The following is a 25756-nucleotide window of genomic DNA, read 5'->3' on the forward strand; positions in this document are numbered from 1 at the left end:
GAGGTGGCCGGGGACGGCTACCAGCGGGTGCTGCCCGCGCGCGCCGCCGGTGTCGAACTCGCCATCGAATCGGTGGACGCCGGCGAATTGCCCTCGCGCGTCGCGGAATTGGTCAACGTCTTCTTCGACGTGACCGCCGAGGTCCCGTTCCGGGCCACCCTGCTCGAGCTCGGCCCGCGCGACCAGGTGGTCGTGCTGGTCATGCACCACATCGCCGGGGACGGCTTCTCGCTGCGCCCGCTGCTGCGCGATGTGGTCGCCGCCTACGCCGAGCGCTCGCGCGGCGAGTCGCCGCAGTGGGCGCCGCTGCCCGTGCAGTACGCCGACTACGCGCTGTGGCAGCGCGAGGTGCTCGGCGCCGAGAACGCTCCGGAATCGGTCGCCGCCCGCCAGATCGCCTACTGGTCCGAACAGTTGCGCGATCTGCCCGAGCAGATCGAACTGCCGGCCGATCGTCCGCGGCCGGAGATCGCCACCAATGCCGGTGCGACACACGAGTTCTCGATCGACGCCGACCTGCACGCGCGACTCACCGACTACGCGCGCGCCCACGGCGTGACGCTGTTCATGCTGATGCACGCGGCCCTGGCCACCTGGGCGGCGCGGTTGTCGGGCAGTACCGACATCGCCATCGGCACGCCGATCGCGGGCCGCGGTGAACGCGCACTCGACGATCTGATCGGCATGTTCGTCAACACGCTGGTGCTACGCACTCCGGTGCGCCCGGATGCGACGTTCGCCGAACTGCTCACCGAGGTGCGCCGGACCGATCTGGCGGCCTTCGCCAACGCCGACGTGCCGTTCGAGCGGCTGGTGGACGTGCTCAGCCCGGTGCGTTCCCAGGCGCATCATCCGTTGTTCCAGGTGGCGTTGACCTTCGAGGCCACCGGACAGCGCGACGCCACCACGGCCGCCCTGCCCGGCCTGGATCTCGCGGTCCTCGACGCCGATCCGGGAATGGCGAAATTCGATATCCAGCTGACCGTCGGCGATGCCGCCGACGGCGCCGGACTGGCGCTGTCGTGGACCTACGCCACCGATCTGTTCGATCCGGAGACCGTCGCCGCCTTCTCCGACCGGCTGCTGCGGATCCTGCGCAGCGTCACCGAGGGCAGCGTCCCCGCAGGCGGTGCCGCCGCGGACACTGTCACCGAGGCCGGGGTCACCGTCGCAGCCACCACGGTGGTGGGCGATATCGATCTGCTCGGCGAAGGCGAACGCCTGGACGTCTCGCAGCGCTGGGTCTCGGCCGGTGCGGACGGTGGCACCGGACGGTTCGCGGACCGGGCCGTGACACTGTCGGATCTGTTCGACGCCGCGGTCGCCGAGCACGGCGACCGGGTGGCGGCGAAGTTCGGCGCCGATCAGCTCACCTACGCGGAGCTGGATCGGCGCGCGAACCAGTTGGCGCGCAGGCTGATCGCCGACGGTGCGGGCCCCGAGACACTGGTCGCGGTGGTGTTGCCGCGCTCGCTGGATCTGGTCGTGGCTCTGCTGGCGGTCGTGAAGTCCGGCGCGGGCTATGTGCCGATCGATCCGAGCTATCCGGCCGAACGCATCGCCTACGTGCTCGCGGATTCGCGCCCGGCCGGGGTGATCGTGGACGGCAGCACCGAGGTGGAGCTGCCGGTGGGCCTGCCGACCGTGCTGATGGACGGATTCGGCGCGGAGACACCGGAATTGGTGGACGCGGGCGAGGGCCCGATCACCGATGCCGATCGCAACGCACCGCTGTCGGCGAGCGCTATCGCCTATGTCATCTACACCTCCGGCTCGACCGGCCGCCCCAAGGGCGTGGCGGTCGCGCACCGCAACGTCGTGCGGCTGTTCGCCAATACCGATCGGGAATTCGGCTTCGGCGCCGAGGACGTGTGGACGATGTTCCACTCCTTCGCCTTCGACTTCTCGGTGTGGGAGATCTGGGGCCCGCTGCTGTTCGGCGGCACGCTGGTCGTGGTCGACTACTACACCTCGCGCTCGCCCGAGCAGTTCCTGGAACTGCTGCGCCGCGAACGGGTGACCGTGCTCAATCAGACCCCGTCGGCGTTCTATCAGCTGGCCGAGGCGGATCGCCTGGCCGGTGGGCAGCCGCTGGCCCTGCGCTACGTGGTCTTCGGCGGTGAGGCGCTCGAGCTGCGCCGGCTCGCGGACTGGGTGGCCCGCCACGGCGACACCGCGCCGCGACTGGTCAACATGTACGGCATCACCGAGACCACGGTGCACGTCTCGCACCGGGTGCTCGACGCCGAAACCATCGCCGCGGCAACGGGTTCGGTGGTCGGCCGGGCCATCGCCGGACTGCGGGTGTACGTCCTCGACGATCGGCTGCATCCGGTTCCGGTCGGCGTCGCCGGCGAAATGTATGTCGCCGGTCCGCAATTGGCGCGCGGTTACCTGGGCCGCCCGGATCTGACCGCGGCCCGCTTCGTCGCCGATCCGCTGGGTGAGCCCGGAACGCTGCTGTACCGCTCCGGTGACGTGGCGCGCTGGAACCGCTTCGGGGAACTCGAATATCTGGGCCGCGCCGACGACCAGGTCAAGGTGCGCGGTTTCCGCATCGAACTCGGCGAGATCGAGGCCGCGGTGCTGGCGCAGCCGGGGATCGCGCAGGCCGCGGTCGTCGTGCGCGAGGATCAGCCGGGCGACCAGCGCATCGTCGCCTATGTGGTGCCCCCGGCCGGACAGACCGAACCGGCGCTGGACGTCGTGCGCGACGGCGCGGCCGAACGGCTGCCCGCGTACATGGTGCCCGCGGCGTTCGTGGTGCTGGACCGCATTCCGCTGACCGTCAACGGCAAACTGGACCGCCGCGCCCTGCCCGCCCCCGCGGTGCGGTCGCGTGCCTTCCGGGCCGCCGAGACCCCGGTACAGGAGATCGTGGCCGCGGTCTTCGCCGAGGTGCTCGACGTGGAACGGGTCGGGCTCGACGACGACTTCTTCGATCTCGGCGGCAACTCGCTCATCGCCACCCGCGTCGTCTCCCGCATCGGGGCGGCGCTGGGGACGACGGTGGGTGTGCGCGCGCTGTTCGAGGCCGCGACCGTGGAGTCGCTGGCCGCACGGCTGGAAACCCATACCGGCGGGGAGGCGCGCCCGCGTCTGATCGCCCGCTCGCGCGCCGCCGCGGAACCGGTGCCGCTGTCGTTCGCGCAGCAGCGCATGTGGTTCCTCAACCAGTACGACACCTCCTCGGCGGCCTACAACCTGCCGCTGGTGGTCCGGCTGTCCGGTGAACTCGACACGGCCGCACTGGAATTGGCCGTCTTCGACGTGGTGCGCCGGCACGAGTCGCTGCGCACCCGCTATCCGGAGCACGGCGGCACGCCGATGCAGCTGGTGCTGCCGGCCGAGCAGATCGTGCTGGATCTGCGCGCCTACCCGGTCTCGGACGCCGATCTGACCACCGCGGTGACCGATTTCGCCTCGGCGGGATTCGATGTCGCCGAACGGGTTCCGCTGCGCGCCCGGCTGTTCCAGGTGCACAGCGACGAACATGTGCTGGTCGTGGTCGTGCACCACATCGCCGCGGACGGGTTCTCGATGACCCCGCTGGCCCGCGACGTGATGACCGCCTACACCGCCCGCACCCAGGGCAGCGCCCCCGGCTGGACGCCGCTCGAGGTGCAGTACGCCGATTTCGCGATCTGGCAGCGCGAGGTACTGGGCTCGGAGGACGATCCGCAGTCGCTGCTGGCCCGCCAGGTCGACTACTGGCAGCGCTCACTGTCGGGTATTCCGGAAGAGCTGACCCTGCCCGCCGACCGCCCGCGCCCGGCGATCGCCTCGCTGCGCGGCGCCGAACTGCATCGCACTCTGACTCCGGAACTCATCGGCGCGCTGGAAGGTGTTGCGCGCGAACAGGGTTCGTCGCTGTTCATGGTGATGCACGCGGCCCTGGCGGTACTGCTGGGACATTTGTCGGGCACCGACGACATCGCCGTCGGAACCCCGATCGCAGGCCGCGGTGAGGCGGCGCTCGACGACCTGGTCGGCATGTTCGTCAACACCCTGGTGTTGCGGACCGGGATCGACCCCGACGAGTCGTTCACCGGACTGCTGGAACGGGTGCGCCACACCGACCTCGAGGCCTTCGGCAATGCCGACGTGCCGTTCGAGCGGTTGGTGGAACTGCTGGCGCCGGAGCGCTCGCAGGCCCGCAACCCGCTGTTCCAGGTGATGCTGGCCTTCCAGAACCTCGACCGCGCGAGCCTCGAACTGCCGGGCCTGACCGTGTCCACGGTCGAGCGGGAGGAGAACATCGCCCGCTTCGACCTGCAGTTCACGCTGTCGGAACGAGTCGGCGACGCCGACGGGGCGGCAGCCAACGGTATGGCGCTGAATCTCGTCTACGCCACCGATCTGTTCGACGAGCAGACTGCCTCCGAGATCGCCGATCGCTGGATCCGGGTGCTCCGGGCGGTCGCCGCCGATCCGCGCATCGCCGTCGGCGCGGTCGACATTCTCGAGGCCTCCGAGCGCGCGGACCTGCTCGCGCGCACGGGCGGCCCGGCGGTCGCGGCGTCGACCCTGCCGCAACTGCTGGCCGAGGCCGCGACCCGCGACCCGCAGGCTCCGGCGGTGATCGCCGACGGGCGCACCCTCACCTACCGCGAACTCGACGAGCGGTCGAACCGCCTGGCGCGCTTGCTGATCGAACGCGGGATCGGGGCCGAGGACCTGGTCGCGGTGGCCGTACCGCGCTCGGCCGAGAGCTATCTGGCCGAATGGGCGGTGACCAAGTCGGGTGCGGCGTTCGTGCCGATCGACCCCGCGTACCCGGCCGACCGCATCGATCACATGGTCACCGATTCGGGTTCGCCCGTCGGCCTGACCGTGGCCTCGGTGCGCGATGATCTGCCGGAGTCGGTGGACTGGCTGGTTCTCGACGACATCGAACTCGACGGCTACGCCGCCGCCGCGATCACCGATGCCGACCGGGTGCGCCCGCTGCGCGTCGACCATCCGGCCTACGTCATCTACACCTCCGGTTCCACCGGTGTGCCCAAGGGGGTGTTGGTCACCCATGCCGGTCTGGCGAACTTCCGCGCCGAGCAGAACGAGCGCTACCGGCTCGATTCCGGTTCGCGCGCATTGCATTTCGCCTCGCCCAGCTTCGACGCCTCGATTCTGGAGTTCCTGCTCGCCGTCGGTGCGGGCGGTGCGCTGGTCGTGGTGCCGCCTGGCACCTACGGCGGCAGCGAACTCGGTGAGCTGATCGCCCGCGAAGGCGTCACCCACGCCCTGATCACCCCGTCGGTGCTGGCCACCCTCGATCCCGCCGATCTGGCCGGGATGCGGGTCGTCATCGCCGGTGGTGAGGCGGTCACGGCCGAACAGGTCGCCAAATGGTCGGTGACCCCCGACGGGTCGGCGCGCCGGTTCCACAACGCCTACGGCCCGACCGAGGCGACCGTCGCCACCAACATCAGCGATCCGCTGGCCGCGGGCGACCCGGTCACCATCGGCGGTCCGATCCGCGGTATGCAGTCGCTCGTCCTCGACGCCCGGTTGCGGCCGGTTCCGGTGGGTGTCGCGGGTGAGCTGTATCTGTCCGGTGTGCAGCTGGCCCGCGGCTATCACGCGCGGGCGAGCCTGACCGCCGAACGTTTCGTGGCCAACCCCTACGAGCCCGGACAGCGGATGTATCGCACCGGTGATGTGGTGCGATGGAACCACACCGGTGAGGTCGAATACGTCGGCCGCTCCGATTTCCAGGTCAAGGTGCGCGGCTTCCGCATCGAACTGGGTGAGATCGACGCCGCGCTCACCGCCCACGATGCCGTCGACTTCGCGGTGACCGTGGGCCACACTCGCGGCGCCGGTGCCACCTCGCTGGTGTCGTATGTCGTCGCGGTCTCGGGTGTGTCGATCGATGTGGCCGATGTGACGGCCCATCTGGAACGGCGGCTGCCCGGCTACATGGTGCCTTCGTCGATCATGGTCATCGACCGGGTGCCGCTGACCCCGGCCGGCAAGCTGGATCGTAAGGCGCTGCCGGAGCCGGAGTTCGCCACCGACACGGCCTTCCGTGCCCCGCGGACGCCGGTGGAGCAGGCCATCGCCGAGGTGTTCGCCGAGGTGCTGGGCATCGAACGCGTCGGCATCGATGATTCGTTCTTCGCACTGGGTGGTGACTCGATCGTCTCCATCCAGCTGGTGTCGCGGGCCAAGGCGCGCGGCGTGGTGTTCAGCCCGCGCGACGTGTTCGAACAGCGCACCGTGTCCGGGCTGGCGATGGTCGCCGAATCCGCTGCCGGACAGGGTGATTCGGTGCCCGTGCTGGCCGAGCTGCCGGGCGGCGGCGTCGGCACCATGCCGCTGACTCCGGTGGCCCGGTTCATGGTGGAGCGGTCGGGTTCGTTCGGCCGGTTCCATCAGGCGCTGGCCCTGGAACTGCCGATCGGCATCGACCGGGCCGGATTGCTCGCCACCGTCTCCGCCGTCGTGGACCGCCACGACATGCTGCGGGCGCGGCTGCGCCGGCATGCGGGTGCGGAATGGATCGTGGAGACCGCCGCACCGGGCGCCGTCGATCTCGAGTCACTGCTCGATCACACCGAATTCGACTCCACCGCAACCGATTCGGAGTTGTTCGAGATCGCGACCGCGGCCCTGGACGCGAGCCTGGACCGGCTCGATCCGGAGGCCGGGGTGGTCGTGCGCTTCGCCTGGCTGGAGCCTTCGGTCGCCGGCCGGACCGGACGCCTGATCGTGGTCGCTCACCACCTCGTCATCGACGGCGTGTCCTGGCGCATCCTCGTGCCCGATTTCGTCACCGCCTGGGGACAGCTCTCGGCCGGGCGGACGCCGGAGCTGGCCGCGCCGCCGACCAGCATGCGCACCTGGTCGCACGCGCTCGAGCGTGCGGCCGCCGACCGCGACGGCGAACTCGACTGGTGGCGTGCGGTCGTCGACGGTCCGGACCCGCTGCTCACCGAGCGGCCGTTCGATCCCGCCGTCGATGTGGCCGGGGTCGCCGCCAAGGTCGAGGTCGAGGTCTCGCCCGAGGTCACCAAGGCCCTGCTGACCGCCGTGCCGGCGCTGTACCACGGTGGAATCAACGACGGCCTGCTGGCCGCGCTGGTGCTCGCCGTGGCGAAGTGGCGGGCCGCGCGCGCCGGTTCGGACGGCCGGTCCGACAGCGCGCTCGTGCGCCTCGAGGGGCACGGCCGCGAAGAGGATGTCGTTCCGGGCGCGGATCTGTCCCGCACGGTCGGCTGGTTCACCGCGATCTTCCCGGTCCGCTTCGACCTGTCGGGTCTCGACATCGACGCGGCGCTGACCGGCGGCCCGGCGATGGGCCGGGTCGTGAAGGCGGTCAAGGAACAGCTGCTGGCCGTGCCCGACAAGGGCCTCGGCTACGGCCTGCTGCGCTACCTGAACCCGCGCACCGCCGACCGGCTGCCGGAGCAGATGCCGGGCCAGGTCAGCTTCAACTACCTGGGCCGGGTCTCCGACAACGCGGTGCCCGAGGCGCTGCGCGGCTTCGGCTGGATTCCGGCACCGGAACTCGGCGAACTGGCCGGCGACTACGACGCCGATATGCCGGCGATGGCGCCGCTGGACATCAACGCCATCGTGGTCGGCGACCGGCTGACCGCGCGGATCGGCTATCCGACCACGCTGCTCGACGCCGACGCCGTGCGCGAATTCGGGCAGCTGTGGACGCGAGCGCTGGAAGCCGTTGCGCGGCACGCGGAATCGGCCGGCGCGGGTGGGCACACCCCGTCGGACTTCCCGCTGGTGCGCGTCGGCCAGAGCGATATCGACGGCTGGGAGCGGCGCTTCGGCGAGATCTCGCAGGTGTGGCCGCTGTCCTCGCTGCAGGCCGGTCTGCTGTTCCACGCCGAACTGGCCGCCGCCTCCGTCGACGTCTACACCGGTCAGGCCGTCCTCGACCTCACCGGCCGCGTCGATCCGGCCCGGTTGCGCAGTGCCGCACAGGCTCTGATCGATCGGTACGAGACGTTGCGCACGGCCTTCGTCACCGACGCTCAGGGCCATCCGGTGCAGGTGGTGCTGGACGGCGTGCGGGCGACCTGGGCCGAACACGACCGCCGCGAGACCGGCGCGGCCGCGGATCTGATCGAGGCCGACCGGACCCGCCGGTTCGACCTGGCCGCGCCGCCGCTGATCCGGTTCACCCTGATCCGGGTCGCCGAGCAGCGCTGGTCGCTGGTCGTCTCGAACCACCACATCCTGCTCGACGGCTGGTCGATGCCGCTGCTCATGCGGGATCTGCTCGTGCTCTACGCGACGCATGCCGACTCCGGTGCGCTGCCCGCGGTGCGTTCCTACCGGCACTTCCTGGAATGGGTTGCCCAGCAGGATCATCCGGCCTCACTGTCGGCGTGGACCGATGCCCTCGCCGGCATCTCCGAGCCGACCCTGCTGGCGCGCCCCGACGCCGGCCGCGAGATCACCGCGCTGTCGGACGAGTACGTCTTCGAACTCGACGCCGCGCAGACCGCCCGGCTGACCGAATTCGCCGCGCGCATCGGCGTCACCGCCAACACGGTGCTGCAGACGGCCTGGGGCATCGTTCTGGGCCGGATGACCGGCCGCGACGACGTGGTCTTCGGCACCACCGTCTCGGGCCGTCCGCCGGAGCTGGCCGGAGTCGAGTCCATGGTCGGCCTGTTCATCAACACCGTGCCGGTGCGGGTGCGCCTGGATGCCGCCGAATCCGCCGAGCAGCTGCTCACCCGGGTGCAGGGTGAGCAGGCGGATCTGCTCGACCACCACTACCTCGGCCTGGCCGATATCCAGGACGCGATCGGCATCGGTGGACTGTTCGACACCCTGGTGGTGTTCGAGTCCTATCCGGTGGATGCCGAGGGCATTCAGCGTCAGGCCGCCGACATCGACGGTATGGCGGTGGCCGGCCTCGAGGCCACCGACGCCACCCACTATCCGCTCAGCCTGATCGCCTCGCTCGGTGCGACCCTTCGCATCCGGGCGGGCTATCTGCGCGATCTGTTCGACGAGAACGCGGTGCGCCGCATCGCCGACCGGCTGCTGCGGGTGCTCACCACCATCGTGGGCGAGCCCGCGATCGGCGCCGGCGATATCGAACTGCTCGAGCCCGCCGAACGCGAACTCGTGGTGTCGCAATGGAATTCGACCGACCACGAGGTCGACGGCTCGGCCACCTTGGTCTCGCTGTTCGAGGCGCAGGTCGAGCGCACCCCCGACGCCACCGCGGTGAGCTTCGAGGGGACAGCTCTGTCCTACGCCGACTTCGCCGCCCGGGTGCACGCGCTGGCCCGCTGGCTGATCGAGCGCGGCGTCGGCCCGGACACCTTCGTGGCGCTCGGTATGCGGCGTTCGCTCGACCTGGTGGTCGGCATGTACGCCGTGGCCGCCGCCGGCGGCGCCTACGTGCCGCTGGATCCGGATCATCCGGCCGAGCGCACCGAATACATCCTGGCCACCGCGGACCCGGTCTGTGTGCTGACCTCCGGCGACGATCTGGAGATCGATACCGCGCAGGTGCGTATCGACCTGCTGGACCTGTCCGGCTACTCGATCGAGCCGATCGCCGACGCGGAGCGCCGCAGCCCGCTGCGGCCGGCCAACACCGCGTACGTGATCTTCACCTCCGGTTCCACCGGTCGTCCCAAGGGCGTCGCGGTGCCGCATGCGGCGATCGTCAACCGGCTGGTGTGGATGCAAGCCGAATACGGTCTCACCGCCGCCGATGTCGTGCTGCAGAAGACTCCCGCGACCTTCGACGTGTCGGTGTGGGAGTTCTTCTGGCCCTTGCAAATCGGCGCGCGACTGGTGGTGGCGCGGCCCGACGGCCATCGCGATCCCGCGTATCTGGCCGAGGTGATCGTCGGCGAGGGCGTCACCGTCACCCACTTCGTGCCGTCGATGCTGGCGGTCTTCGTCGCCGAGGCCGCGGCCGCGCAATGCACGACGCTGCGGCTCGTCTTCGCCTCCGGTGAGGCGCTGGCCCCCAAGTCGGCGCAGCGCCTGCGCGAACTCACCGGCGCCGCCCTGCACAACCTCTACGGTCCCACCGAGGCCGCGGTCGACGTCACCTATCACGAGGTGACCGATGCCGATGTCGATTCCGTGCCGATCGGCCGTCCCGTCTTCAACACCCGGGTGTACGTGCTGGATTCGCGGTTGCGGCCGGTTCCGGTGGGTGTCGCGGGTGAGCTGTATCTGGCGGGCGCCCAGCTCGCGCACGGCTATGTGACGCGTCCGGATCTGAGTTCGGACCGGTTCGTGGCCAACCCCTTCGCTGTGTCGGATGGGGGCACTCCCGAGGGCCCTGCGTGGTCACGCTCCGCTACCGCCTCCGGGCCCGCCGGTCGTGCCCCGGCCGGCGAGCGGATGTACCGCACCGGTGACCTGGTGGCCTGGAACGAACGAGGTGAACTGGACTACCTGGGCCGCACCGACTTCCAGGTGAAGGTGCGCGGCCTGCGCATCGAGCTCGGCGAGATCGAGACGGCGTTGACCGGGCTCGACGAGATCGACCGGGCCGTCGTGGTGGTCCGCGGCGACCAGCACACCGGCGATCAGCTGGTGGCGTATGTCGTGGCCACGCCCGGACTTCCGGTCGACGCCGAGGCGGTGCGCGAGGAACTGGGCCGGCAGCTGCCCGGCTACATGGTGCCCGCGCTGGTGATGGTGCTCGACGAATTCCCGCTCAACGCGTCCGGCAAGCTGGACCGCAAGGCGCTGCCCGCCCCGGTGTTCGAGGCGGCGGTGTTCCGTGCGCCGGTCACTCCGGTGGAGCAGATCGTGGCGGGCACCTTCGCCGAGGTGCTCGGCGTGGACCGGGTCGGCCTGGACGACGATTTCTTCGCCCTCGGCGGCAACTCGCTGATCGCCACCCAGGTGGCCGCCCGGTTGTCCTCCGCTCTGGACACCCAGCTGGGTGTGCGCGAGATCTTCGAAGCCTCCACCGTCGCCGGTCTGGCGGCGCGGGCCGAAACTCGCTCCGGTGCGGGCGGTCGCGCGGCGCTGGTGCCGCAGCAGCGGCCCGAGCTGGTGCCGCTGTCGCTGGCGCAGCAGCGGATGTGGTTCCTCAACCGCTTCGATCCCGAATCCGCGGTGGACAACATCCCGGCCGCGGTGCGGCTGTCGGGTCTGCTGGACCGGCAGGCCCTGCAGATCGCGGTCGCCGATGTGCTGGCGCGCCACGAATCGCTGCGCACCCGCTATCCCGAGGTGGACGGGACCGCGTACCAGGAGATCGTGCCGACCTCGAAGGTCATCCCCGATCTCACGCCGATCGATGTCACCGAGGCCGAACTGCCGCAGCGGATTTCGGAGCTGGTCGGTACCGGCTTCGATGTCACCGTCGAGGTGCCGTTCCGGGCCCGGCTGTTCGAGGTCAGCCCGACCGAGCACGTGCTGGCCCTCGTGGTGCACCACATCTCCGCCGACGGCTTCTCGATGGGCCCGCTGACCCGCGACGTGATGACCGCCTACGGGGCGCGCGTCGAGGGCGGCGAACCGGCCTGGGCGCCGCTGCCGGTGCAGTACGCCGACTTCGCGCTCTGGCAGCGCGAGGTGCTCGGCCGTGAGGACGATCCGGGATCGGTGATCGCCGACCAGATCGACTACTGGCGCGAAGCGCTGCGCGGAGTGCCCGAACAGCTGGATCTGCCCGCCGACCGGCCGCGTCCGGCGGTCGCCTCCGGCCGCGGCGCGACGCACACCTTCCACATCGACGCCGACGTGCACGCCCGTCTCGCCGAACTGGCCCGCACCCGCGGCGCGACCATGTTCATGGTCACCCACGCGGCGCTGGCACTGGTGCTGTCGCGGCTGAGCGGGGAGGCCGATATCGCCATCGGCACCCCGGTGGCCGGTCGTGGTGAGCGCGCGCTCGACGATCTGATCGGCATGTTCGTCAACACGCTGGTGTTGCGGACCGAGATCGACGGCGGTGCGAGCTTCACCGATCTGCTGCAGTCGGTGCGCAGCACCGACATCGCCGCGTTCGGACATGCGGATCTGCCGTTCGAGCGGCTGGTGGAGATTTTGAACCCGGCGCGTTCGCAGGCGCGGCATCCGCTGTTCCAGGTGATGCTGTCGTTCCAGAACACCGGCCAGAACGCCCTGGAGCTGCCGGGACTGACGGTCAGCGGTGTGGAACTGCCGATCGATACCGCGAAGTTCGATCTGCAACTGGTGCTCACCGAGGAGACCGCCGAGACGGCCGACGGCGCCACCGCGGCCGGCGGTATCACCGCCGAATTCGTCTACGCCACCGACCTTTTCGACGACGAGACGATCGCCGGCTTCGCCGATCGCCTGGTGCGTGTGCTGACCGCCGTGGTCGTCGAACCGGCGGCCCGGGTGGGCGACATCGATCTGCTCGCTCCCGCCGAGGCGGCGCGCGAACTGCGTGGCTGGAACAACACGGCACGTCATCTGCCGGTGCGCCGCGAAGGCGCCACCACCCTGCTGGCCGACTTCCACGCCCAGGTCGAACAGACCCCGGACGCGGTCGCGGTGGTCGACCCGGAGGCCGGCGTCACGCTGACCTACGCCGAATTCGCGGCGCGGGCCCAGCGACTCGCCCGGTATCTGGTCGAGGCGGGTGTGGGTCCGGATGCCCGGGTGGCACTGGGCATGCGGCGTTCGCTCGACCTCGTCGTGGCCGCCTACGCGGTGCTGGAGGCCGGTGGCGCGTACGTGCCGCTGGATGTGGAACAGCCGGGTGAGCGCATTCGCTACGTGGTCGACACCGCCGCACCGATCGCCGTGCTCACCACCGCTCGCGACGGCGCGGACATCGACCGCGCGCTCGAGGGTGCGGCGACCGCCGTTCGTATCGACGAGCTGGATCTGTCCGGCTACCCGGACGGCGAACTCGACGACACCGAACGGCGTGCCCCGCTGCGGCCGGAGCACCTCGCCTACGTGATCTTCACCTCCGGTTCGACCGGACGGCCGAAGGGCGTGGCGGTCTCGCAGGCCGCGGTGGTGAACCAGATTCGCTGGATCACCACCGAATACGGCATCGACGCCGGTGAGGTGGTGCTGTTCAAGACGCCGCCGACCTTCGACGTGTCGGTGTGGGAGCTGTTCGGCGCGACCGCCACCGGCGCGCGCCTGGTGATCGCCGCGCCGGACGGCCATCGCGATCCCGGCTATCTCGCCGAGGTGATCGCGGCACAGCAGGTCACGATGACCTCGTTCGTGCCGTCGATGCTGTCGGTGTTCTCCGACAGCATGCATGCGGGGACGGCCGCCGAGGTGTCCTCGCTGCGCACCCTGCTCATCGCGGGTGAGGCGTTCACCGCCGACGCCGCGCAGGCCTACCGCCGCATCGGCACCGCCGAACTGCACAACCTGTACGGCCCCACCGAATTCACCGTGCACGCGACCGCCATGCCGGTCGCCGCGGATATCGCCGGCGCGGTACCGATCGGCCTGCCGGTGTGGAACGCGCAGGCCTACATCCTGGACGCGCGGCTGCATCCGGTTGCGGCCGGAGTCGCCGGTGAGCTGTATCTGGCCGGCGCTCAGCTGGCGCGCGGCTACTTCGGCCGCACCGACCTGACCGCGGACCGCTTCGTCGCGAATCCCTTCGGCGGCAGCGGTTCCCGCATGTACCGCACCGGTGACCTGGTACGCCGCGGCGTCGACGGGGCCATCGAATATCTCGGCCGCACCGACTTCCAGGTGAAGTTGCGCGGTCTGCGCATCGAGCTCGGCGAGATCGAATCCGCGCTCACCGCACAGGATTCGGTCGCGCAGGCGGTGGCCGTGGTGCGCGCCGACGAGCGGATCGGCGAGCAGCTGGTCGGCTATGTCGTGCCCGCCGCCGGCGTCGGCGAGATCGATCTCGACGCGATCCGCGCGCACCTGGCGGCGCGGCTGCCCTCCTATATGGTTCCGGCCGCGATCGTCGTGCTCGACGCCCTGCCGCTGAGCGCGAACGGCAAGCTGGACCGGCGCGCGCTGCCCGCACCGGAATTCGAGGCACGAGAGTTCCGCGCCCCGACCACACCGGTCGAGGAGATCGTCGCCGCCACGGTTGCCGAGGTGCTGGGCATCGACACCGAGGCGCGGCCGGTCGGTCTCGACGACGACTTCTTCGAACTGGGCGGCAACTCGCTGATCGCCACCCAGGTGGTGGCCCGCCTGGGCCAGGCGCTGAACACCCGCATCCCGGTGCGGACCCTGTTCGAGGCGCCGACCGTGGCGGCACTCGCCGCCCGGCTGGAGACCCACGCCGGTTCCGGTGGCAGCCGTGCCCTGGTGGCGGGACCGCGACCGGAGGAGATTCCGCTCTCGCTGGCGCAGCAGCGGATGTGGTTCCTCAACCGCTTCGACACCGCCAGCGCGGTCAACAACATCCCGATGGCGGTCCGGCTCACCGGCGCGCTCGATGTCGACGCCCTGCGCGAGGCCGTCGCGGACGTGATCGAACGCCACGAGGTGCTGCGCACGGTCTACCCGGAAACCTCCGAGGGCCAGGGCGTGCAGGTGATCCTGCCCGCCGACCGCGACGCGGTGGAACTGGACGCCGAACCGGTGACCGAGGCGCAACTGCCCCAGCGGGTGCGCGAACTGGTCCTCACCGGCTTCGACGTCACCGCCGCGGTTCCGGTGCGCGCCAAGTTGTTCCGCGTCGAGCATGCGAGCGGCAACGGCGCCGGTGAGCCGACTCCGGACTACGTGCTGGTCTTCGTCGTTCACCACATCTCCGGTGACGGCTGGTCGGTGCGGCCGCTGGCCCGCGATGTGATGCTCGCCTACGCGGCGCGCTCGCAGGGCGCCGCGCCGGGCTGGGCGCCGCTGCCGGTGCAGTACGCCGATTACGCCCTGTGGCAGCGGGAAACGCTCGGCTCCGAGGACGATCCGGAATCGCTGATCGCCCAGCAGGTGTCGTACTGGTCGCAGCATCTGGCGGGCCTGCCCGACCAGCTGGATCTGCCCACCGATCGTCCGCGACCCGCGGTCGCCACGTATCGCGGTGGCGTACACGAGTTCTCGCTCGACGCCGCGCTGGTACGCCGGCTCAACGGGCTGGCGCGCACCCACGGTGCCAGCCTGTTCATGGTCACCCACGCCGCCTTCGCGGCGCTGCTGGCGCGGTTGTCCGGCAGTGACGACCTGGCCATCGGTACCGCGGTCGCGGGCCGTGGTGAGGCCGCGCTCGACGATGCCATCGGCATGTTCGTCAACACGTTGGTGCTGCGCAGCAGTGTCGATCCGGCGATGTCGTTCACCGAATTGCTCGCGCGCACCAAGGAATCCGACCTGGCCGCCTTCGGGCACGCGGATCTGCCGTTCGAGCGGCTGGTGGAGATTTTGAACCCGGCGCGTTCGCAGGCGCGGCATCCGCTGTTCCAGGTGATGCTGTCGTTCCAGAACACCGGCGAGGCCTCGTTCGCGCTGCCGGATCTCGAAGTCAGCGGCCTGCCGCTGGATGTGCTGACCGCGAAATTCGATCTGCACCTGAACCTCACCGAGCGCTTCGCCGCCGACGGTTCCGCCGAGGGTATGTCGGCCGAATTGGCTTATGCCACCGACATGTTCGACGCCCGGACGGTCGCGGCCTTCGCCGATCGTCTGGTCCGGATGCTGGACGCGGTGACCGCGGATCCCGCCGCCGCGATCGGCGATGTCGACCTGCTCGACACCGTCGAACGCCGCACCATCGTCGACAACTGGAACGCCACCGCCTACGACGTCGACCGCGTCGTTCTCGGCCGGGCGGCCGGTACCGTCGCGCTGACGCTGGCCTCGATGTTCGAGAGGCAGGTCGAACTCGATCCCGACGAACCGGCGCTGACGTTCGAGGGGACAACTCTGTCCTACGGCGAGTTGGCTGCCCGGGTGAACCGGCTCGCCCGCTACCTGATCGAGCAGGGCGTGGGCCCGGATTCGCTGGTGGCGCTGCATATGCGGCGTTCGCTGGAACTGGTCATCGGCATGTACGCGGTGACGGTCGCCGGTGGCGGCTATGTGCCGCTGGACCCCGACCACCCGGCCGAGCGCACCGAATACGTACTGGCGACCGCGAACCCGGTCTGCGTGCTGACCACCGCGGACAGCCCGCTCGCGGCAGGGCCGGACGTGCCGGTCGTCGCGATCGACGAGCTCGAGTTGTCGGAGTACGCCGACGACCCGGTGGCCGATGCCGACCGCATCGCCCCGCTGCGTCCCGCCCACACCGCCTACGTGATCTTCACCTCCGGTTCCACCGGACGGCCGAAGGGTGTGGCCGTCAGCCATGCCGCGATCGTGAACCGTCTGGCCTGGATGCAGGACGAGTACGACCTCTACCTCGACGATGTCGTCTTGCAGAAGACACCCGCCACCTTCGACGTGTCGGTGTGGGAGTTCTTCTGGCCGCTGCAGGTCGGCGCTCGCCTGGTCGTCGCCAAGCCCGACGGCCACCGCGATCCGGCGTATCTGGCGGACCTGATCGACGCCGAGCGCATCACCACCGTGCACTTCGTGCCGTCGATGCTGTCGGTCTTCGTCGCCGCGCTGGACTCCTCCGGCGCCGATTGCACCACGCTGCGCCGGGTGTTCGCCTCCGGTGAGGCGCTGCCGGCGGTCACCGCCCAGCGCCTGATCGAGCTGACCGGCGCGCGGCTGCACAACCTCTACGGCCCGACCGAGGCCGCCGTCGACGTCACCTATCACGAGGTGACCGAGGCCGACACGGTCGCGGTGCCGATCGGCCGCCCGGTGTGGAACACCCGTGTCTACGTGCTGGATTCGCGGCTGCACCCGGTCGCCACCGGCGTCGCGGGTGAGCTGTATCTGGCCGGTGATCAGCTGGCGCGCGGTTATGTCGCGCGCCCCGATCTGACCTCGGATCGGTTCGTGGCCAACCCCTTCGGGGTCGGTGAGCGGATGTACCGCACCGGCGACCTGGTGCGCTGGAGTTCCGCCGGCGAACTGGAGTACCTGGGCCGCACCGACTTCCAGGTGAAGTTGCGCGGTCTGCGCATCGAACTCGGCGAGATCGAATCGGCACTGGTGGCCGTCGACGCCGTCGCGCAGGCCGTGGTGGTCGTGCGCTCCGACGACCGGCTCGGCGATCAGCTGGTCGCCTACGTGGTGCCCGCGACCGGCACCACCGTCGACCCCGACGCGGTGCGCACCGAACTCGGCGAGGCGCTGCCCGGCTATATGGTGCCCTCGGCCTTCGTGGTGTTGGACGCCTTCCCGCTCAACGCCTCCGGCAAGCTGGACCGCAAGGCGCTGCCGGCGCCGGTGTTCGAGGCCCGGCAGTTCCGCGCCCCGGCCACCCCGATCGAGGAGATCGTGGCCGGCACGTTCAGCGATGTGCTGGGTGTGCCCCGGGTCGGTCTCGACGACGACTTCTTCGAATTGGGCGGCAACTCGCTGATCGCCACCCAGGTGACCGCGCGCCTGGGCGCCGCGCTCGACACCCAGCTGGCGGTGCGCGACCTGTTCGAGGCGTCGACCGTCGCCGCCCTGGCCGCGCGCCTGGAGCAGGGCGCCGGGTCCGGCCGGACGCGGCCGAAGCTGGTGGCCGGGCAACGGCCGCAACGGATTCCGCTCTCGCCGGCGCAGCAGCGCTACTGGTTCCTCAACCAGTTCGACACCGCCACCTCCGCGGTGGACAACATTCCGCTCGCGGTGCGGCTGTCGGGCGCGCTCGACGTCGCGGCCATGGAACGTGCGCTCGGTGACGTCCTGGCCAGGCACGAGGTGCTGCGCACCACGTACCCGCGCTCGGCGGACGGCCCGCACCAGGTGATTCTGCCCGCGACCGATCCCGCGCCCGCGCTGGAGCCGGTGGCGGTGGCCGAGGACGAATTGCTGGACCGCATCATCGAATTCGCGATGACCACCTTCGACGTCACCGCCGAGGTGCCGCTGAAGGTCGCACTGTTCCGGATCACCGGCGGGGACCAGTCGCCCGAGGAGCACGTCCTCGCGTTCACCGTCCACCACGTCGCCGCCGACGGCTCCTCGATGGGACCGCTGGCCCGGGATCTGATGGCGGCCTACGCCGCGCGCGTGCAGGGTGAGGCGCCGCAGTGGACGCCGCTGCCGGTGCAATACGCCGACTACGCGCTGTGGCAGCGCGAGGTACTCGGGTCCGAGGAGGATCCGGAATCGCTGGCCGCCCAGCAGGTCGCCTACTGGACCGCCGCCCTCGACGGACTGCCGGACCAGCTGGAACTGCCGACCGACCGCCCGCGTCCGCCGGCCCAGTCGTTCCAGGGCAAGGCGATTCGCTTCGAGATCGACCCGCAGCGCCACGCCCGCCTGCACGAGCTGGCGCGCGCGAACAACGCCTCGCTGTTCATGGTCGTGCACGCGGCGCTGGCCGTGCTGCTGTCGCGCCTCTCGGGTACCGACGACATCGCCGTCGGTACACCGATCGCCGGGCGTGGTGAGCGCGAACTCGACGATCTGATCGGCATGTTCGTCAACACCCTGGTGTTCCGCACCCGCATCGACGGCAACGCGAGCTTCGCCGAACTGCTCGCCGATGTGCGCGAGCGTGACCTCGAGGCCTTCACCAACGCCGACGTGCCGTTCGAGCGGCTGGTCGAGGTGCTCAACCCGGTGCGGTCCACGGCGCGCAACCCGCTGTTCCAGGTGGGCCTGTCGTTCCAGAACCTGGCCGAGACCGCCCTGGAGCTGCCCGGTCTCTCGGTGAGCGCGGTGAATTTCGATTCCCAGCTGGCCAAGACCGATCTGCACGTGACGCTCTACGACCGCTACGCCGAGGACGGTTCGCCGGCCGAGATCATCACCGAATTCGGTTATGCCATCGACCTTTTCGACGAGTCGACGGTGCAGGGCTTCGCGGACCGGTTCGTCCGGGTCCTCGACGCGGTGATCGCGGACGCGTCCGGCCCGGTCGGTGATATCGACCTGCTCGATCCCGCCGAGAACGAGCGGATCCTGCGGCAGTGGAACGAGACCGCCCACCCGATCGACACCGAGGCGACGCTGGTGTCGCTGCTCGACGCGACGGTCGCCGCCGATCCGACCGCGGTCGCGCTGGTGGTCGACTCCGAAGCCACCGGAACGGCGCAGCAGGTGCTGACCTACGGCGACCTCGACGCCCGGGTGAACCGCCTGGCGCGCTACCTCGTCGAATGCGAGATCGGCACCGAGGACCGGGTGGCGCTGGCCCTGGGCCGCTCGGTGGAGCTGATCGTCGCGATGTACGCGGTGGCCAAGACCGGTGCGGCCTACGTGCCGATCGATCCGGGGCAGCCCGCCGAACGCATCGACTACATCCTCGAGACCGCGGCACCCGCCTGTGTGCTGACCACCTCGGCCACCGTCGCGGCGACCGCCGACCAGGACGGGGAGAGCGCGCTGCGCTGGACCCCGCAGCGTCCGGTGATCGAACTCGACGGACTCGAGCTCTCCGGCTATTCGGCGGCGCCGATCACCGCGGGGGAGCGGTTGCGCGAGCTCACCGCGGCCAACGCCGCGTACGTGATCTTCACCTCCGGCTCCACCGGCCGTCCCAAGGGTGTGGTGGTGTCGCACGGTGCGATCGTCAACCAGTTGCGCTGGGAGATCGCCGAATTCGGCCTCGGGGCCGGTGATTCGGTGCTGCTCAAGACCGCGGCGACCTTCGACCTGTCGGTGTGGGAGTTCTGGACCGCCGCCGCGTGCGGTGGCCGCCTCGTGGTGGCCGCGCCCGAGGGGCATCGCGATCCGGCCTACCTCAACGAACTGATGCTCGGCACCGCCGTCACCACGCTGCATGTGGTGCCGTCGATGCTCGACGCCCTGCTCACCGAGAGCGAAGGGATGCTCAGCTCGTCGCTGAAGCGGGTGCTCGCCATCGGTGAGGCGCTGCCGGCCGCGACCGCGCAGCGTTTCCTGGAGACCGCCGAGGCAGCGCTGTTCAACCTGTACGGCCCGACCGAGGCCGCGGTCTCGATCACCAGCCATCGCGTCACCGCCGCCGACCGCCAGTCGGTGTCGATCGGCGCGCCGGAATGGAACAGCCGGGTGTACGTGCTGGATTCGCGGCTGCGGCCGGTTCCGGTGGGGGTGCCGGGAGAGCTGTATCTGGCCGGTGCGCAGCTCGCGCGCGGCTACTTCGGTCGCGCGGATCTGACCGCGGACCGGTTCGTCGCCGATCCGTTCGGGGAGCCGGGCACGCGGATGTACCGCACCGGTGACCTGGTGGCGTGGACCGACCGGGGTGAACTGGACTACCGGGGCCGCACCGACTTCCAGGTGAAGATCCGCGGTTTCCGCATCGAACTCGGCGAGGTCGAGGCGGTGCTGCTGCGGCAGCCGGTCGTCACCGCGACCGCCGTTGTCGCCCACGCGGATCCGAATCTGGGCGATCGCCTGGTCGCCTACGTGGTCGGCACCGCCGAACTGGACAAGCAGGCGCTGCAGGCCGCACTCGCCGAACGGCTGCCGTCCTACATGGTGCCGTCGGTGTTCATGCAGCTGGACGCGCTGCCGCTGAACGCCAACGGCAAACTGGACCGCGCCGCACTGCCCGAACCGGTCTTCGAGAAGGCCGTCTTCCGCGCGCCGGTGACCCCGATCGAGCAGATCGTGGCCAACACCTTCGCCGATGTGCTGCGTAAGGAATCCGGCACGATGGGCCGCGACGACGACTTCTTCGCGTGGGGCGGCAACTCGCTGCTCGCCACGCAGGTCGCCGCGCGCCTGGGCGAGGCGCTGAACACCCGGGTGCCGGTGCGCCTGCTGTTCGAGGCCTCCACGGTCGCCGCGCTCGCTACCCGAGTGGAGCACCACGCCGACGCCGGCGGACGCCGCGCGCTGACCGCCGCGCCGCGCCCACCGCGGATCCCGCTGTCGCTGGCGCAGCAGCGGATGTGGTTCCTCAACCGCTTCGACACCGCCTCGGCCGCCTACAATGTGCCGATCGCGGTGCGGCTGAGCGGTGCGCTGGACGTGTCGGCGCTGCGGGCCGCGATGGCGGATCTGGTGGCGCGGCACGAGATTCTGCGGACCGTGTACCCGCAGACCGACCAGGGGCCGGTGCAGGTGATTCTGCCCGCGACCCAGGCGATTCCGGAGCTCGAGCTGCGCGTCGTCGATGCCGCCGCGGTGGAGTCCGAGGTGGTCGCGCTGATCAACACCAGCTTCGACGTCACCACCGAGGTGCCGGTGCGGGTCGCGCTGGTCGAGGTCCGTTCGGACACCGAAACCGCAAGCGGTACAGCCGAATACGTGCTCGCCATGGTCGTGCACCACATCTCCGGCGACGGTTCGTCGGTGGGCCCGCTGACCCGCGATCTGATGACCGCCTACGCCGCCCGCGCGGCCGGGCTGGCGCCGAACTGGGCGCCGCTGGCGGTCCAGTACGCCGACTACAGCATCTGGCAGCGCGAACTGCTGGGCAGTGAGGACGATCCGGATTCGCTGGCCTCCAAGCAGGTCGCGTACTGGAAGCAGGCGCTGGCCGAGCTGCCCGATCAGCTCGATCTGCCGTCGGACCGCCCGCGTCCGGCCGTGCAGAGCTTCGCCGGCGGCAAGGTCGAGATGCGCATCGATGCCGAACTGCATCGGGCGCTGATCGATGTGGCCCGCACCGAGGGCGCGACGTTGTTCATGGTCGTGCACACCGCGCTGGCGGTCCTGCTGGCGCGGCTGTCGGGTTCCGACGATATCGCCATCGGCACCCCGATGGCCGGTCGCGGCGAGGCCGTGCTCGACGATCTGATCGGCATGTTCGTCAACACCCTGGTGTTCCGGACCCAGGTCGACGCCGGTGCCGGCTTCACCGAACTGCTGGGGCGGCAGCGCGATATCGACATCCAGGCCTTCGCCCACGCGGACGTGCCGTTCGAGCGGCTGGTCGAGGTGTTGAACCCGGTGCGCTCCACCGCGCGGCATCCGCTGTTCCAGGTGGGCCTGTCGTTCCAGAACCTGGCCCAGGCCACGCTGGAGCTGCCGGGCCTGCGGGTCAGCGGACTGGACTTCGACACCCAGCTCTCACAGTTCGACCTGCACCTGATCGCCACCGACCGCTACAGCGACACCGGTGCGCCCGAGGGCATCACCGGATTCTTCACCTACGCGACCGATCTGTTCGACCACGACACGGTGGCGGGCTTCGTGGATCGTTTCGTGCGGATGCTGGGCGCGATCGTGGCCGCACCGCATACCGCGGTCGGCGATATCGATCTGCTCGACGCCGCCGAACGCGGTGCGCTGATCGCCACCCGCAACGCCACCGATCATCCGGTGGACCGGTCGGCGACGCTGGCCTCGCTACTGGACGCGACGGTCGACACCCACTCCGAGCGCGACGCGCTGGTCGGCGCCGACGGCACCCGGGTGACCTACGCCGAACTCGACCGCCGGGTCAATCTACTGGCACGGCACCTGATTTCGCTCGGTGTCGGGCCGGAGTCGCGGGTCGCGCTGGCGATGCGCCGCTCGGTCGATCTGGTGCTCGCCATGTACGCGGTCACGGTGGCCGGCGGCGCCTATGTGCCGGTGGATCCGGATCAGCCGGCCGAACGCACCGGCTACATCCTCGACACCGCCGACGTGGTCTGTGTGCTCACCGATGCCGACGCCGGATTCGAGACCGATGTCGCACCGGTGGTCCGCGTCGACGACCTCGACACCAGCGGTGACGATTCGCCGATCGAGGATGCCGAGCGGGTCGCGCCGCTGCTCCCGCAGCACACCGCGTACGTGATCTTCACCTCCGGCTCCACCGGTCGGCCGAAGGGTGTGGCGGTCCCGCACGCCGCGGTGGTCAACCAGTTGCTGTGGAAGATCGCCGAATTCGGCCTGGGCGCCGAGGATTCGGTGCTGCTGAAGACCGCGGCCACCTTCGACCTGTCGGTCTGGGAGTTCTGGTCCGCGGCCGTCTCCGGTGGACGCCTGGTGATCGCGGCGCCGGACGGCCACCGCGACCCGGCCTATCTCAACGAACTGATGGCCCGTGAAGCGGTCACCACGCTGCACGTTGTGCCCTCGATGCTGGACGCGCTGCTCACCGAATCCGGTGGGACGCTGACGAATTCGCTGCGTCGCGTGCTGGCCATCGGTGAGGCGCTGCCGGGTGCGACCGCGCAGCGGTTCCGCCGCGACAACGCCGCCGAACTGTTCAACCTGTACGGCCCGACCGAGGCCGCGGTCTCGATCACGAGCCATCGCGTCACCGCGGACGAACAGCAGTCGGTGTCGATCGGTGCGCCCGAGTGGAACAGCCAGGTTTACGTGCTGGATTCGCGCCTGCACCCGGTGCCGGACGGCGTCGCCGGCGAGCTGTATCTGGCCGGTGCGCAGCTGGCCCGCGGCTACTTCGCGCGGCCGGATCTGACCGCGGACAGGTTCGTGGCCAACCCCTTCCAGCCGGGCGCCCGGATGTACCGCACCGGTGACCTGGTGAGCTGGAATGCCTGCGGCGAACTGGAATACCAGGGCCGCACCGACTTTCAGGTCAAGATCCGCGGCTTCCGTATCGAACTCGGCGAGATCGAATCGGCGCTGCTCGGCCTGGACGAGGTCGCGCAGGTCGCGGTGCTGGCGAAGTCGGACCCGCGCATCGGCGACCGACTGGTGGCGTACCTGGTCCCGGCCGGCGACAGCCTCGACATCGATGCGGTGAAGTCGGCACTGAACGCGGCGCTGCCGTCGTACATGGTGCCCTCGGCCTTCGTCGAACTGGACGCGTTGCCGCTGAACATCAACGGCAAGCTCGACCGGCGCGCGCTGCCCGCACCGGAATTCGAGACCACCGCCTTCCGGGCGCCCTCGACACCGATCGAAGAGGCGGTCGCCTCGGTGTACGCCGATGTGCTGTCCGCCGAGCGCGTCGGCGCCGACGACGACTTCTTCGCCCTCGGCGGTAACTCGCTGCTGGCCACTCAGGTCGCCGCGCGCCTCGGTGCGCTGCTCGACACCCGGGTACCGGTGCGGGCGCTGTTCGAATCCTCGACGGTGGCCGGGCTGGCCGCCAAGGTCGAACAGCAGGCCGGTGCCGGTGGTCGTCCGCCGCTGACGGCCGGGCCGCGTCCCGAGCACATCCCGCTGTCGCTGGCGCAGAACCGCATGTGGTTCCTCAACCAGTTCGACACCACCTCGTCGGTGGACAACATCCCGGTGGCGATCCGGCTCTCCGGCGCGCTGGATGTGTCCGCGCTGCGCGAGGCGGTCGCCGATCTCATCGCACGCCACGAGATCCTGCGCACGGTCTACCCCGAGACCGATGCCGGCCCGGTGCAACGGGTGCTGTCGCCGGCGGAGGTGGCGATCGATCTCGAGCCGGTGCGGATCGAGGAGTCCGGCGTGGTCGAGGCCGTCACCGCCGCCGTGACGACCGGCTTCGATGTGACCACGCAGATTCCGTTCCACATCCGGCTGTTCCAGGTCACCGACACCGACTTCGTGCTGGTCTTCGTCGCGCACCACATCGCGGCCGACGGCTGGTCGATGGGCCCGCTGACCCGGGATCTGATGGTGGCCTACGCCTCGCGCGCCGAGGGGGCGGCACCGGCGTGGGCGCCGATGCCGGTGCAGTACGCCGACTTCAGCATCTGGCAGCGCAACCTGCTCGGCTCCGAGGACGATCCGGAGAGCCTGGTCAGTGCCCAGGCCGACTACTGGCGGCAGGCGCTGGCCGGAATTCCGGACGAGCTGAACCTGCCCGCGGACCGGCCGCGGCCGACCGTGCAGTCGTTCCAGGGCGGGCGGGTGCTGTTCCCGATCGGCACCGAGCTCTACGAGGGGCTGCAGCGCACCGCGCGCGAGCAGAACGCGACGCTGTTCATGGTCGTGCACACCGCACTCGCACTGTTCCTGGCGCGGATGTCGGGTACCGACGACATCGCGATCGGCACCCCGATCGCGGGCCGCGGCGAGGCCGAACTCGACGATCTGATCGGCATGTTCGTCAACACGCTGGTGCTGCGCACCCACGTGCGGGGCGAGCTGACCTTCGGTGAGCTGCTGAGCCACGCCAAGGACGCGGACCTGCAGGCCTTCGCGCACGCCGACATCCCGTTCGAGCGGCTGGTCGAACTGCTCAATCCGGAGCGCTCCACCGCGCGGCATCCGCTGTTCCAGGTGGCGCTGTCGTTCGAGAACCTGCCCGAGAGCACGTTCGAACTGCCCGGATTGCACGTCTCGGCACTCGATTTCGACGTCGACACCGCGAAATTCGATCTGTCGCTGACGGTTCGCGAATCCGACGACGACCGCAACGGCATGTACGCCGAGTTCTCCTACGCGCGTGACCTTTTCGACGAGGCCACGGTGGAGGTCTTCGCGCAGCGGTTCACCCGTCTGCTCGCGGCGATCGTCGCGCAGCCGCAGACCCCCGTCGGCGATCTGTCGCTGCTGGCCGCCGAGGAGTACGAGCTGCTCACCCATGTCCACGGCGACGAGGTGATGGCCACCGGACTGCTGCCGGATCTGATGAGCCACGGCGTCCGGCTCGGCCGCGATCGAATCGCGGTGCGCTACAACGGTGAATCGATCACCTACGGCGAACTCGACGACCGGTCCTCGCGTTTGGCGCGGGTGCTGATCGAACGCGGTGTCGGACCCGAGCAACTGGTCGCGGTCTCCTTCCCGCGTTCCTACGAGATGGTGCTGGCCGTCCTGGCCGTCACCAAGGCCGGTGGCGCGCACGTGCCGGTGGATCCGAACTATCCCGAGGATCGGGTGCGGCATATGCTCACCGATTCCGGTGCGCTGCTGGGTATCACCGGTTCGGCGTATGTCGGCGACCTGCCCGGCGACGTGGAATGGCTGGTCCTCGATGATCCCGCGACCGACGAGCTGTGCGCCGCGCAGTCGGCGGCGC

General features: G+C 70.1%; 1 protein-coding gene (cut by both window edges). It reads left to right on the forward strand.

Every position in this 25756-nt window falls within one protein-coding gene, locus C5E41_RS09660, for a non-ribosomal peptide synthetase (RefSeq protein WP_104375604.1), read on the forward strand. The gene is 43989 nt long; 13173 of those nucleotides lie to the left of the window and 5060 to its right, leaving coding positions 13174–38929 in view — codons 4392 (complete) to 12977 (partial); the first complete codon in view begins at position 1. The start codon and the stop codon both lie outside this window.

It is taken from the genome of Nocardia nova, from assembly GCF_002933465.1.
Taxonomy (GTDB): domain Bacteria; phylum Actinomycetota; class Actinomycetes; order Mycobacteriales; family Mycobacteriaceae; genus Nocardia; species Nocardia nova_B.